The sequence below is a fragment of the Paenibacillus caui genome (genome assembly GCF_019904135.1).
GTDB lineage: Bacteria > Bacillota > Bacilli > Paenibacillales > Paenibacillaceae > Fontibacillus > Fontibacillus caui.
Window position 1 is genome coordinate 74683 of sequence record NZ_JAIOGQ010000001.1, and the last position, 13595, is coordinate 88277.

Annotated in this window: 14 protein-coding genes; 2 read left to right on the plus strand and 12 right to left on the minus strand. The window is 54.8% G+C overall.

What is annotated here, in order from left to right:
- Positions 1 to 74: 74 nt before the first annotated feature.
- The 5 genes from argF to argC all read right to left on the minus strand — a co-directional run bounded on the left by argF (position 75) and on the right by argC (position 5750).
- Positions 75 to 1031, minus strand: coding sequence for an ornithine carbamoyltransferase (gene argF, locus K7397_RS00305; protein ID WP_223065938.1), 957 nt, complete (start codon positions 1029 to 1031; stop codon positions 75 to 77).
- 4 nt (positions 1032 to 1035) lie between these two features.
- The gene (locus K7397_RS00310; protein WP_237690576.1) at positions 1036 to 2280 is read right to left on the minus strand and encodes an acetylornithine transaminase; all 1245 of its coding nucleotides are present in this window, start codon (positions 2278 to 2280) and stop codon (positions 1036 to 1038) included.
- Between the two features lie 250 nt (positions 2281 to 2530).
- Entirely contained in the window at positions 2531 to 3310 is a 780-nt protein-coding gene (argB, locus tag K7397_RS00315) for an acetylglutamate kinase (RefSeq protein WP_420488739.1), read from the minus strand.
- 129 nt (positions 3311 to 3439) lie between these two features.
- A complete protein-coding gene (argJ, locus tag K7397_RS00320; RefSeq protein WP_223065941.1) occupies positions 3440 to 4669 on the minus strand; it encodes a bifunctional glutamate N-acetyltransferase/amino-acid acetyltransferase ArgJ in 1230 nt (409 codons plus the stop codon).
- A gap of 19 nt (positions 4670 to 4688) precedes the next feature.
- Positions 4689 to 5750, minus strand: a complete 1062-nt coding sequence (gene argC / locus K7397_RS00325) for an N-acetyl-gamma-glutamyl-phosphate reductase (RefSeq protein WP_223065942.1) — start codon at positions 5748 to 5750, stop codon at positions 4689 to 4691.
- A 115-nt stretch (positions 5751 to 5865) separates the two neighbouring features.
- Between argC and K7397_RS00330 the strand changes: the two genes are divergently transcribed.
- Positions 5866 to 6030 (plus strand): hypothetical protein, encoded by a 165-nt coding sequence (locus K7397_RS00330; protein WP_223065943.1) that lies wholly within the window; start codon positions 5866 to 5868, stop codon positions 6028 to 6030.
- A gap of 339 nt (positions 6031 to 6369) precedes the next feature.
- Complete coding sequence (locus tag K7397_RS00335) at positions 6370 to 7755, plus strand: glycine--tRNA ligase (RefSeq protein ID WP_223065944.1); 1386 nt, start codon at positions 6370 to 6372, stop codon at positions 7753 to 7755.
- 109 nt (positions 7756 to 7864) lie between these two features.
- On the opposite strand, the gene K7397_RS21200 is transcribed toward K7397_RS00335, so the two are convergent.
- The 7 genes from K7397_RS21200 to prfB all read right to left on the minus strand — a co-directional run bounded on the left by K7397_RS21200 (position 7865) and on the right by prfB (position 13510).
- Positions 7865 to 8071 (minus strand): hypothetical protein, encoded by a 207-nt coding sequence (locus K7397_RS21200; RefSeq protein WP_237690560.1) that lies wholly within the window; start codon positions 8069 to 8071, stop codon positions 7865 to 7867.
- A gap of 61 nt (positions 8072 to 8132) precedes the next feature.
- Positions 8133 to 9044 (minus strand): MFS transporter, encoded by a 912-nt coding sequence (locus tag K7397_RS00340; protein WP_237690561.1) that lies wholly within the window; start codon positions 9042 to 9044, stop codon positions 8133 to 8135.
- Positions 9008 to 9241, minus strand: a complete 234-nt coding sequence (locus tag K7397_RS21205; RefSeq protein WP_237690562.1) for a hypothetical protein — start codon at positions 9239 to 9241, stop codon at positions 9008 to 9010. The genes K7397_RS00340 and K7397_RS21205 overlap by 37 nt, the downstream gene beginning before the upstream one ends.
- A gap of 174 nt (positions 9242 to 9415) precedes the next feature.
- On the minus strand, positions 9416 to 10000 hold the full coding sequence (locus tag K7397_RS00345) for a TetR/AcrR family transcriptional regulator (protein WP_223065945.1): 585 nt from the start codon (positions 9998 to 10000) through the stop codon (positions 9416 to 9418).
- 251 nt (positions 10001 to 10251) lie between these two features.
- A complete protein-coding gene (locus K7397_RS00350) occupies positions 10252 to 10785 on the minus strand; it encodes a GNAT family N-acetyltransferase (protein ID WP_223065946.1) in 534 nt (177 codons plus the stop codon).
- 550 nt (positions 10786 to 11335) lie between these two features.
- Positions 11336 to 12223: a YitT family protein gene (locus K7397_RS00355; RefSeq protein ID WP_223065947.1), complete on the minus strand. Its 888-nt coding sequence runs from the start codon at positions 12221 to 12223 to the stop codon at positions 11336 to 11338.
- 173 nt (positions 12224 to 12396) lie between these two features.
- Positions 12397 to 13510, minus strand: a protein-coding gene (prfB, locus tag K7397_RS00360) for a peptide chain release factor 2 (protein ID WP_223065948.1) whose coding sequence is annotated in 2 segments (ribosomal slippage) — positions 12397 to 13437 and positions 13439 to 13510 — 1113 coding nt in all. Because the reading frame shifts where the segments join, the coding sequence is not laid out codon by codon here.
- Between the last annotated feature and the right edge of the window lie 85 nt (positions 13511 to 13595).

Consider the following 13595-nt stretch of genomic DNA (forward strand, 5'->3'; position numbering starts at 1 on the left):
AGCCGGATGCCTGTCTGACTACAGGCTACCCAAGCTTGCCCTGGCTGCCACTGGCACCTGTCGTTAGGTGCCCTTTATCCGATCAGCGCCGCCATCAATGCTTTCTGCGCATGGAGACGATTTTCCGCCTGATCAAAAATAATGGAGTTGCTTCCGTCAATGACGCCTTCGCTTACTTCCTCGCCGCGGTGGGCCGGCAGGCAGTGCATGAACAGGTAATCCGGCTTCGCGAGCGCCGCAAGCTCTTCATTCACCTGATAAGAGGCGAACGCGGCTTCCCGCGCCTTCTGCTCCTCCTCGAAGCCCATGCTTGCCCATACATCCGTATAGATCACATCGGCGTCTTTGACCGCTTCGCGCGGATCGCGCACCACTTCAATGGTCGCCCCGGTCGCCGCAGCGAGCTCCCGGCTGTCCGCCATAATTTGCGAATCCGGTTCATAGCCTTCCGGACTAGCGATGGACACACTCACGCCAAGCTTGGCGCCGCCGATCATCAGCGAATGGGCCATATTGTTGCCGTCCCCGATATAGGCCAGCTTCAGTCCTTCCAGTTGGCCCTTATGTTCATAAATCGTCTGGTAATCCGCCAGCACCTGGCACGGATGGGCCAGATCGCTAAGGCCGTTGATAACCGGAACGGTGGAGAACCGGGCGAGATCCACAACACGGTCGTGACCGAACGTGCGGATCATGATGCCGTCCAGATAACGGGACATGACCCCGGCCGTGTCGGCGATTGTTTCGCCGCGTCCGAGCTGGATGTCATTTTTGCTGAGGAACAAGGCATGGCCCCCGAGCTGATAAACCCCTACTTCAAAAGAAACGCGGGTTCTCGTCGAAGATTTTTCAAAAATCAGTCCTACCGTCTTGCCCAGCAAAGGCTGATACGCTTCCCCGTTCTTCTGCTTGCGCTTGATCTCGATAGCGAGATCGATCAAATAACGAATCTCCTCCGTCGAATAGTCGGTCAATTCGATAAAATCCCGTCCGCCAAGATTGTATGTTTTGCCTGCTTGTACCAAACTCATCTGCTTAAGCTTCCTCCTTACTCTGCTCCACATGGGCTTCGATCACAAGACGGATCGTCTCCACAGCCTGGTCGATTTCCTCATGACTGACATACAGGTTCGGCAGCAGACGGATCACATCCGGACCGGCCGTGACGAACAGCAATTTGTTCTTCTGTCCGGCCAGCACGATGTCCGAGACCGGTCCTGCGCATTCGATGCCGACCAGCAGGCCTTTGCCGCGGATCTCCTTCACGAACGGCAGACCCGCCAGCTTCTGCTGCAGCTGCTCCCGCAAATATTGGCCCATCTCTTCGGCGCGCTGCGGCAGGTTGTCCTCCACCATCACTTCAAGCGTTGCGATAATCGCGGAAGTGGCGAGGGGAGTTCCGCCAAACGTGGAGCCGTGGCTTCCCGCCGTGAACGCTTCGCGCAGATAGGCTTTGCCGAGCATCGCACCTGCCGGAAAACCGCTGGCGATGCCTTTGGCAACAGTAAAAATATCCGGCTCGATGCCGTAATGCTGGTGAGCGAACCATTTTCCGGTCCGGCCCATGCCGGTCTGCACCTCGTCCACGATCAGCAGCAGGCCGTGCTCCTCGCACAAGCCCTTGATCGTCTGCACAAACTCCGGCGAAACCGGGTGAACGCCGCCCTCAGCCTGAATCATTTCCAGCATGATCGCCGCCGTATGCGGACCGATCGCCGCCTTCAGAGCTTCCTCGTCATGCAGCGGAACGGTTTTGAAGCCGGTCGGCAGCGGATCAAAGCCCTCCTTGACCTTGTTCTGGCCGGTAGCCGTCAGCGTAGCCATCGTGCGTCCGTGGAAAGATTTGTCGAACGTAATGATCTCGTAGCGGTCCTCGCCCTTGATTTTCTGGAAGTATCTGCGGGCCAGCTTGATTGCCGCCTCATTGGCTTCGGCTCCGCTGTTGCAGAAGAACACCGCATCCGCCGCGCATTGTTCAGTCAGCAGCTTCGCCGCTTTCTCCTGCATCGGCATCTGGAACAAATTTGACGAATGCCACAGCTGATCCAGCTGGCTTTTCAGCTTGGCTTTCACTTTCTCGGGCGCATGCCCCAGGTTGGTAACCGCAAGCCCGCTCATGAAATCCAGATAACGGTTGCCTTTATCATCCCACAACCAGCTTCCGTGGCCCTTGACCAGCGCAAGCGGATAACGCGCATAATTGGGAAAAAGAGCGCTCGGCTCTTCCTCGCTATGGCTTGCCTTGTTCTCCTCAGCTTGTTTCAGTTCCGGCGGTGTCATTGTCATCGCATCTCTACCCCTTCACCCAGATTATTTTAGTATGCTGCAAAAATCAAATAAAAATGGCCGCTTTCCTGTTTTTGTCAGGGACCAGCGCTCCGTACGAAAACTATGAAAACCATTCTTATGTTCGCTATTGCCCCTTATTATACAACCTAAAGGCCGGCTCTACGACCCTTCCTTCGGGATAGAATACTTCACTTTGGCAAGCAGCGCGTGCTGCTAAGCGATCTGTTCGCCAGCCTGCTTGTTACATCCGTACGATCCGCGTCCCGATGTTCTCGCCTTTGAGCACCCGGCTGAGCACCTGAGGCTCGGCGCCGCTTATAATCACCACTTCTTTCACCTGACCGTGAATGCAGGCGATTGCCGCCCGCACCTTTGGAATCATGCCGCCATAGATTTCGCCGTTCCCGATCATGTCCTCGATCTGCTGGACGGTTACGGACGGAAGCACGCGCTTCTCCCCGTTTACGGTCTTCAGAATGCCGGGCACGTCGGTGACGACAATCATCCGCTGTACGCCAAGCCGGGAGGCTACCGCGCCCGCCGCAGTGTCGGCATTGATGTTCAGGCGCTGTCCCGCCTTCGTCACACCAAGCGGAGCGACAATAGGCATATAGCCAAGGGACATTACGCCTTCGAGCAGCTCTGCATTCACTTCGGTGATATCGCCCACAAGCCCAACCTGGCTGCTTGCAGCGACCGGCTTCGCCAGCAGCAGCGAACCGTCACTTCCGGACAGCCCGAGCGCTTTTCCGCCCGCGCTTTGAATCCGGCGCACAATCTGCTTGTTGATGGTTCCGGACAGCACCATCTCCACCACGTCAAGCACTTCTTCAGACGTATAGCGCAGGCCGTTTACAAACTTGGTCTCAATGCCAAGCTTGGCCAGATTGTCCGAAATGGCCGGGCCTCCGCCGTGCACAATAACCGGCTGATAGCCGTTCTCCTGAAGGGTGACAAGCTCCTCGAAAAAGACTTCCGGCAGCGCGGCCAGCGTGCTGCCCCCGCACTTCATCACGAACATTCCTTTGGTCGCTTGGTCAACTGCTTGCCCTTGCGATGCGTTCTCGGCCGATGTATTCATTCTGGTTCTTCCCCTCTCTTAAAAAATACATTTATGAATAGTCTGCCTAAAACGGTGTTTGACCTCTTTTTAGGTCCGGTAAGCCGCGTTGATGCGGACATAGTCATAGGTGAGATCACAGCCCCAGGCTGTGGCGGTGCCTTCCCCGCCGTGGAGATCCACGAAGATCTGCACCGTGTCCCCCTTCAAATATTCCAGCGCCGCTTCTTCATCGAACGAAACCGGCCTTGACTGGCGGAGCACCTCAATCGGCCCAAGCCTGATATCGACGGCGGCCGGGTTAATCGGCTCGCCCGCCCTGCCCGCTGCGGCGATGATGCGCCCCCAGTTGGCATCCGCGCCAAAAACGGCCGATTTCACCAGGCTGGAGCCTACAATCGTCTTCGCAATCGCTCCGGCGGACGCGTCATTCAACGCTCCCGTCACCTGCACTTCGATCAGGTGGGCCGCTCCTTCGCCGTCGCGGGCAATCTGCTTGGCCAGAGACTCGCAGACATGCCGGAAAGCCGCGGCAAAACGGTCCCAATCCGGGTGGCCGGCCGACAGGGGACGATTTCCCGCAAGTCCGCTCGCCATGACAAGCAGCATATCGTTTGTGCTCGTATCGCCGTCAACCGTAATCATATTGAAAGTTGTATTGGTCGTCTCGGAGAGCAGGCTCTGCAGCGCGGCAGGCTCGACTTCCGCATCCGTTGTGACAAAAGCGAGCATGGTCGCCATGTTCGGGTGAATCATCCCCGACCCTTTGCAGGCGCCGCCAATCGTAACTTCGCGGCCGTCTACCAGCAGCTTCACACAGGCTTCCTTTTTGACCAGGTCGGTCGTCAATATCGCCTGGCTGAACTGCTCAGCGCCTTCCTCGCCGTAAGCCGCCGCTTCCGGCAGTCTGGAGATGCCGCCGATCACGCGGTCCATCGGCAGCGCCTCGCCGATCACGCCTGTCGAGGCTACCGCCACGTCGGCTTCCGCCAGTCCAAACACCGATGCGGCGGCCGCGCGCATCGCAAAGGCATCCGCCTCGCCCTGCTCTCCCGTGCAGGCATTGGCGTTGCCGCTGTTCACGACGACCGCGCGCAGCCGGCGGTCCGCCAAGCTGTCACGCGTCACCTTCAGCGGCGCCGCCTGAAATACGTTCGTCGTGTATACGGCCGCCGCCACAGCGGGAACCTCGCATACAATGACGCCGAGATCGTTGCGCTGTGTCTTTTTAAGCCCGCAATGCAGTCCTCCCGCCTGAAACCCCAGCGGCGAAGTAACCGAACCGCCCTTCACCGCGCTCCACTGTTCAATAACTCCCATGTCAATCTCCTCTCGCCCTTTACGGATATACAGGACTCAGTGTAAGTCCGGTCGTTTCGTCCCAGCCCATCATCAGGTTCAGGTTCTGGATCGCCTGGCCTGCCGCACCCTTGACGACATTGTCAATCACGGAGACAATCGTCAGTCTGCCCGTGCGCGGATCTGCGGCAAAACCGATATCGCAATAATTGGAGCCGTATACTTCCTTCGTTGCCGGATATTTGCCCGCCTCGCGGATCCGCACAAACGGCCGTCCTTCATAATAATTGCGGTACAGGTCAATGAGTTCCTGCTCGGAACGGGTTCCGGTCAAACGCGCATACATTGTGCTCATAATTCCTCGCGTCATCGGCACGAGATGGGTGGTGAACGTAACGGTCACCGGCTTTCCGGATGCAGCGGCCAGAGCCTGCTCGATTTCCGGAATGTGCTGATGCTTATTAAGTTTATAAGCCTTCAGGTTTTCATTGATTTCCGCATAATGCGTTGTCAGATTCGTTCCACGCCCTGCCCCAGACACACCGGACTTGGCGTCGATAATGATGCTGTCCGGATCAATCCAGCCTTCTTGAAGCGCCGGAATCAGGCCTAGCAGCGTCGCGGTAGGATAACAGCCGGGATTCGAAATCAGCTCTACGCCCCGGACTTTTTCTCCGTTAATCTCGCACAGCCCGTACACCGCCTGTTCCAGCAGCCCGGCCGCCGGAGCCTCGCGCTTATACCACTGCTCATATACTGCGCCTTCCTTGAGGCGGAAATCGCCGGACAGGTCGATCACTTTGAGCCCAGCTTCAAGGAGCTGCGGCGCAAGCTTGCCGCTGACGCCGGCAGGCGTAGCCGTAAAGACAACATCGGCCTTGGACTTGATCTCCGCCACATCCACTCCGTCAAGGGAATTCACCAAAATATTCGATAAATGCGGGAACCCTACTGTAATCGGCTCACCGGCGCTTGATGATGAAATGACCGAGGCAATCTCTACCAGCGGATGCCCCAATAAAAAACGAATCAGCTCCACACCTCCGTACCCGGTGGAACCGACGATAGCCACTTTTACTTTATTCTGCTCAGTTGCCAACATGCTTACCTCGCTTTCTTAAGCTGTACGATTTATGATATATGCATCGCCGAAACCTAAATATGTATTATTATACATTCATACTAATATAAATACAACGATTCCGGAGAAAATATTCATGGGCGCAAAAGAGCTGCTCACCGAACCCCCTCTTGTCTGTTCGCCTGTATTGCAGCGATTGCAGCGCTTATGGACAATGATGGACGAGTCATTGATTTTTCATTCGTTTTTCGGTAATATTAACGCTACTAAGATTGTCGTCAAGGCGAAGATGGACCTATAGTACCTGAACGTCTCAATTGCGCAGCGAGCCGGGGACGGTGAAAGCCCGGTCAAGGAATCAGGGAAACGGCAGTCCGGAGCCGATTTTGTCTGGAAAGTGGGGGCCCTGTGTTTTCGTCAGGGCGTCAACTAGGGTGGAACCGCGGGTGCGCAACAGCTCTCGTCCCTAGGCATGAAATGCATGCCGTAGGGATGGGGGCTTTTTTTGTTGCCGTTTCGCCCCCGGCGCAGGACATCGCGATGGTTAGAAGCGCTATCGCTTTGACGGCTTGACGACCTCGCGCCCCTTTATTGGGAAACCGGCGTTATCATCGCAAACAATTCAAAAGGAGTGTCATTCATGAGCAACACAACGATGGATCAGGTAGTCGCGCTGGCGAAGCACCGGGGGTTCATTTTTCCCGGCTCGGAAATTTACGGCGGTCTTGCGAACACGTGGGATTACGGCCCGCTCGGCGTTGAGCTGAAAAACAACATCAAACGCGCTTGGTGGAAAAAGTTTATCCAGGAATCGCCGTACAACGTCGGACTAGACGCGGCGATTCTGATGAACCCGCAGGCGTGGGTCGCTTCCGGTCACGTCGGCAACTTCAACGACCCGATGATCGACTGCAAGCAGTGCAAGGCGCGCCATCGCGCGGATAAAATCATCGAAAACGCGCTCGAGGCGAAAGGGATCGAGATGGTCGTCGACGGTTTGTCGTTCGATCAGATGAAGGCGCTTATCGACGAACACCAAATCCTCTGCCCGGACTGTGGCAGCCGCGATTTTACCGACATCCGCCAATTCAATCTGATGTTCAAAACGTTCCAGGGCGTCACCGAGTCGAGCACGAACGAGATTTATCTCCGCCCGGAGACGGCGCAGGGCATCTTCGTCAACTTCAAAAACGTACAGCGCACGATGCGCAAAAAAATGCCGTTCGGCATCGGCCAAATCGGCAAAAGCTTCCGCAACGAAATTACGCCCGGCAACTTCACATTCCGCACGCGCGAATTCGAACAGATGGAGCTCGAGTTTTTCTGCAAGCCCGGCGAAGACCTGAAATGGTTCGAGTATTGGCGCGGCTTCTGCCGCGACTGGCTGCTGTCGCTCGGTATCAAGGAAGACCATATTCGTCTGCGCGACCATTCGGAGGATGAGCTGTCGCACTATAGCAACGCGACGACGGACATCGAGTACCGCTTCCCGTTCGGTTGGGGCGAGCTGTGGGGTATCGCCGACCGGACCGATTACGATCTGAAGCAGCATATGGAGCATTCGGGCGAAGATTTTAAGTATATCGACCAAGAGTCGAACGAACGCTACGTTCCGTTCTGCATCGAGCCGTCGCTCGGGGCCGACCGCGTCACGCTGGCCTTCCTGATCGACGCGTTCGAGGAGCAGCAGCTTGAGGGCGACGATCGCCGCACCGTGCTGCACTTTCACCCGGCGCTTGCGCCGGTCAAAGCGGCCATATTCCCGCTGTCGAAAAAGCTGGCGGAAGGCGCGCAGCGCATCTTCGCCGATCTGGCGACCGACTTTACGGTCGATTACGACGACACCGGATCGATCGGCAAACGGTACCGCCGTCACGATGAAATCGGCACGCCATTCTGCATCACGTACGATTTCGAATCGGAGCAGGACGGCCAGGTAACGGTCCGGGGCCGCGACACGATGGAGCAAACGCGGATGCCGATCGCCGATCTCAAGGCGTACATCGCCGAACGGGTCAAGTTTTGAGGCGATAAGGAGCTAAAGCGATGAGTACCGGCATTTGATGCCGATAGCGCACGGCAAAAAAGGATCATCAGGCAGCATGAACTGCCCGATGATCTTTTTTTTCGCTGCATTAATGAAGCGGCTTAGAGCTTGTTTCCATGGAATCCGGTTTCTTCGATTTCAACACGGTAAAGGCGACCGCAATCCCCAGCAAAACAACGGCGATGGCGATCAGGAAAGCAGTACGAATCGCACCGTTCAGATCGGCAGGCGCCATGGATTCCAAGGTCGCGTTTGTGCCCATGCGGGCGGAGATGATCGCCATGATGACGGCCAAGCCGACCGAGCTGCCGATTTGCTGTCCCGTCGAACGATGGCGGACGCCACGCCCTGCTCTTTCATCTCAATCCCCGAGCTTGCGGCAATCCCGGAATGATCCCCCACGCGGAACCCGTTTCGGACAGACCGGTGAGGAGGATGAAACCGCCCCCGCCAAGTCCCATCCCGACTGCAATCGTTCCTCCTGTCCCGATAGCCGTAACCATTTTGTTGATAAATCGGGCCCCAAATAGTGCGCTGAGGGCCAAAGGCAGAAAGCTGAGTCCCGACTGAATGGCGGAGTAGTTCAGCACCTTTTGCGTGTAGAGCGTAAGGAAGTAGTAAAGCGTACCGAAAGAAGCCGAAAATAAAGCGGCAGTCAGCGCAGCGCCCGTTAACCCGCGAATCCGGAACAACCGGAAAGGAACGAGAGGCTCGGAAGTACGTTTTTCAATGATAACAAACAATAGCAGGAGAACCGCTCCGATCGCCCCCGGGATGATCGTGCCGGGATGAAGCCAGCCTTCAACCGGGGACTGGATGAGATAATAAACCAATAACATCATGCCCGCCGTTACCGAAACCGTGCCTGCCAAATCATAACGCCAAGCTGCCGACGGCGTTCTGCTCTCTCTGAGGGCTACAGGAGAAAGAAGGAAGGCCAGCAATGCAATCGGCACATTGACAAAGAAGGTCGCTTCCCAGCTGATGTAGCTGGTTAACACCCCGCCAAGCAGAAGCCCCAGGGATAATCCGATTCCGCCCATGGAGGCCCAGACACTCAGCGCATGATTCCGCTCCTTGCCTTCCTCGAAATTAGACATAATAAGCGACAGTGTCGCCGGCGACAGGAGCGCCCCGCCAAGTCCCTGAATCCCCCTTGCAATAATAAGCAGCAGCTGGGACTGCGCCAAACCGCCAAGCAAAGAGCCCAAGCCGAAAAGCGCCATGGCGATCATAAACATTCGCCGCCTGCCGAGCAGATCCGACAACCTCCCTCCAGAAGAAGAAAGCCGCCAAAGGCCAGCGAATAAGCGCTGACAACCCACTGCAAATGGCTCGCTGTAAAGCCCAAATCTGTTCCGAGAGAAGGCAGCCCCACAAAAATAATCGTGTAGTCCAGGGCCAGCATGAGCTGGGAAACGGCGAGGATGATTAGCGCCAAGCCTTTATACTTGCTTTGGTTCATGGGAAATCTCTCCTTTTATAGACTGTTTAGTCCGAAATTATCAAAAATAATACTGAATTGCTGAATTGCCAAATGGCCGGGCGGGCTTTCCCATTTCCAATGCTGAACACCTCCTTTTCAGACTAAACAGTCAAAATGTTCAAAAAAATATAATGAAGCGTCAAAAACCCTTCATTATAAATCAAGCGTAGTAAGAATAACTGCTGTCATATCGTCCAGCGCTTTGGGATCCGAGGTCAATTTGGCCACCTGGGTCAGCGAATACCGCGAATGGTTCAAATAACGGGCCAAGGCAAGCAGGTCTTGCTGGCGATTTCCGAATTCGCCCTGCTCCCGGGAGCGGACTAACGCTTTATAAAAAGCATGCTCCAAGCGTTCCATATCCTGCTTGAAAAATGCCGCGATTTCCGGGTCGTGCGGAACCTGGTCAATCGCGCTGTGCAGGATGAAGCACTCCCTGCGGCGTTCATTTTTCAATACGGCTGCGCCTTCATGAAAGATATCGGCAATGGCCTCTTTTACCGAACCCGGGCGTTCCAGAAGCGAAATAACAGCCGCCGTTTTCTCGTTTACATAATGCTTGACCGCCGAGACAAACAGATCCCGTTTAGTTCCATATGTGTCATACAGACTTTGGCGGGCTATGCCGAGTCCGTCCAGCAAATTTTGCAGCGAAGTGCCCTCGTAGCCATAGTGCCCGAATATCTCCATCGCCTTGTGCAGGACAAGCGTCGTATCGAATTCCTTGCTTCTCGCCATGACATCAACCCTTCCTTCTGAAACTATCTTATCCTTTTCAGACCGTTTGGTCAATAATAAATTAACGTACGGGCTTTGGTGCGATAAACCCATACTTCTTCTATACGCGAAAGAGAGATGAGGATAGGTTTGCACCCGCTGCCCAAAGTCAGTACGTGACTCTATAAGCGGGCTGCAACTTCCCCACCGTCATTCCCGTTTTGTTCTATGTCTGTCTAAGTTCTAACTTTTTTTCACGAATCTCCTTCCGTTTACGCCTCGGCCTTCTCCCGAAGCAGCGGCAGGCTGTAGCATTTGACCAGCACCTCGCCATTATACATCTCTTTCTCCGGCGTCCGTTCAAAACCAAGGTACTCGTACAGCCGGATGGCCGAAGACATGAGATCGGAGGTATGCAGATGAAGTCTTTCGCCTCCTAGCGAGACAGCGCGTCTAATGCTTTCCTGGATCAGCCGGGTTGCAATGCCTTTCCCTCTGACGCGGGGAGAGGTTGCGAGCAGCCGGATAATCGGCGCATGAATGTCCAGCTCTGGCCGGCCGTAAGCTTCCTCGGAAGACAGAAACATGAGCACGCTCCCGACAATTTCTCCGTGAAGCTCGGCGATAATTCGGGCGGCGGGCCCCTCCCTGTACACCGATTCCCGGATGCTTTCCCGGTATTCGGTCCACCGTGGGGCCGGCATCACCTCTTCATATTGCTGATAGGCTTCCAGCAGCAGCTTCTCAATTTGGGGACGGTCCTTCTCCTCCGCATCCCTGATCGTTACTTCATGGCCGTATGCCATTTTCCGCACCCCCTCGGTCGTTATGAAAAAGATGAATTGCCCGCCTTACGCTCATTACTCAGAATTTGCAGCCGCTTTTCCGCAAAAAAGCCTGTTCTGTTCTGGCCGGCCAATCTTTACCTTAAGCCAGGAGGGCATGCCAAACTCGGCTCCGCCGCGGCTTGGGCCAGGACATTGACATGGATCGGCAGACGGGTTCGGTTGAACTGGAACGGATCCTTCTGTTTATTTTAAACCTGTAAATTCCTAGTGGTTAAATAAGGATTGTGACATTAATGTATCTTCTTCTTCCCGCTCCGTCAATAAATCTGCTAATAGATTAGCCTTATACATGGATAGAAGATCTTAATATGAGCGAAGGGGACTGCTCCTAAAGAGACAAAACTGGTGGACGGTTCGACCCTACTTAGTCAAATAACCCCACAAAGTGAGGCTTTTACTTGAGGCGGATTTAGGTACTTTTCGGGGGCCCTGGAAACTTATGAACACAATGTCAAAAAAGGCCCCCATTGTAGCGGGAACCTTCGTGGTCATTGACCGTTTCTTTGATTTACGTCTGCCTTTTGAATCCTTTCCCCAGCACTTCATGGGCATTGCTGATGATGACAAATGCGCTTGGTTCGATCATCTGGACAATCGTCTTCAGGCGGGTGACCTCGCTTTGATTCACGACCACCATCAGCACGGTACGGTCATCTCCGGTATAACCGCCCTTGGCTTCCAGCTTGGTCAATCCGCGGTCCAAATGATGCAACACCGCTTCGGACAGCTCGTCCGTTTTATCGGCAATGATGTAGGCCACCTTCGTATAGCTGAATCCAAGCTCCACGGCGTCAATAATTTTGCCGGTAATATAGAGGCCGATCAGCGCGTAGAGCGCTTTTTCCCAGGAAAGCAGGAAGCCTGCCAAGGTAATGACCGTACCGTCCATCAGCACGACACATGTCGCCAGGTTAAGGCCGCTGTATTTTTGCACAATCTGTGCGAGTGTCGACAAGCCTCCGGTTGAACCCCTGCCCCGAAAAACAAGTCCCAGTCCGAGCCCGACCCCAATCCCGCCGTAAAGGGAGGCAAGCAGCGGATCTGCGGTAGGGGCCGACCAGCCTTGCGTGAACAGGACAAAGAGCGGCAGCAGAATCGTCCCCATCAGGGAACGGATCGCATAATCACGGCCCAGCAGCCACCACCCGGCGACAAAAAGCGGGATGTTGAGCGCCCACTGGACGTAAGCCGGATTCACCCCAAATATGTAATTCACTATAATCGATATCCCCGACACGCCGCCGGAGGCGATATGTGCGGGAAGCAAAAACAAATTGAACGCGAATGCAGTGATAAACGAACCTATTACAATCATAAACGTATCCAATATATAACGGGTAGGACCGTTTACTGGTAAATAATCATTTAATCGTCGTTTGCGGCCTTTTGGCGGCATCAAACTTCACTCCTCTAATGCGGCTCAGCAAATTTCTCCATAAAACAACCCCACAAAGTCAAGCACTGCCCGGAAGCTTGTGCCGATTCCTTTGCGGGGATCCTCAAAACTTATAAAGTTCTGCAATCAAGTAGAAATCTATCTCAGGATTATTCTTCCTCCGTTTAATCTTCTTAATTCTGGTCCAGCTTGATCTGGCTTCTCAAATAACCGTCAATGAACGCATCCAAATCGCCGTCCATCACAGCGCCCACATTACCGGTCTCCACACCTGTCCGGTGATCCTTAACCATACTGTAGGGATGAAAAACATAAGAGCGGATCTGGCTGCCCCACGCGATATCGGATTGTTCGCCGCGAATTTCGGCCAGCTCTTTCTGCTGCTCTTCGAGCTTGCGTTCGTACAGCTTCGAGCGGAGCATCGTCATGGCGCGTTCCCGGTTTTTGATCTGCGAACGTTCATTTTGACAGGTGACTACAATCCCGGTTGGAAGGTGCGTGATCCGGACCGCCGAATCGGTAGTGTTGATATGCTGGCCGCCGGCGCCGCTCGCTCGGTACGTATCGATTTTCAGATCCTCCGTGCGGATTTCAATATCGACATCGTCGGAAATTTCAGGAACGACATCGCAGGATACGAACGAGGTATGGCGTCGGCCGGATGAGTCGAACGGAGAGATGCGGACCAGGCGGTGCACGCCTTTTTCCGCCTTCAAATACCCGTAAGCGTTATAGCCCTTGATCAGCAGCGTCACACTCTTGATGCCTGCTTCGTCCCCCGGCAAATAGTCCAGGGTCTCAACCTTGAAGCCGCGCTTCTCCGCCCACCGGGTATACATCCGCAGCAGCATTTGGCCCCAATCCTGGGATTCGGTGCCCCCTGCGCCCGGGTGAAGCTCCAGAATCGCATTCATCTTGTCATAAGGCTGGTTCAGCAGCAGCTGCAGCTCAAATGCGGAAAGCTTGTCAACCAGCGCCTGCGAGGATGCAGCGATTTCCGCTTCCAGCGAATCGTCTCCCTCTTCCTCGGCGAGCTCCAGCATCACGCTGATGTCATCATATTCCTGCTGCAGCCTGGCATATTGATCCACGGACGATTTGACCGCATTCAGCTCATTGATCACCTGCTGCGCCGCATCGTTATCGTCCCAAAAATCAGGGGCCGCCATCTTCTCCTCGAAGTTGGCAATCATCTCTTGCTTCAGATCTAAGTCAAAGAGACCCCCTAAGGTTTGATAATTTCTTGCCCACTTCCCTTAAATCCTGTTTCACGCTTGGATCTATCATCTGTCATCATCACCTCAGGCAAAAGTATAGCCGCCGCCTCATTTCATCAGCGTGAAAAGAGACGGGGCTGGCGTAATTCGTTATT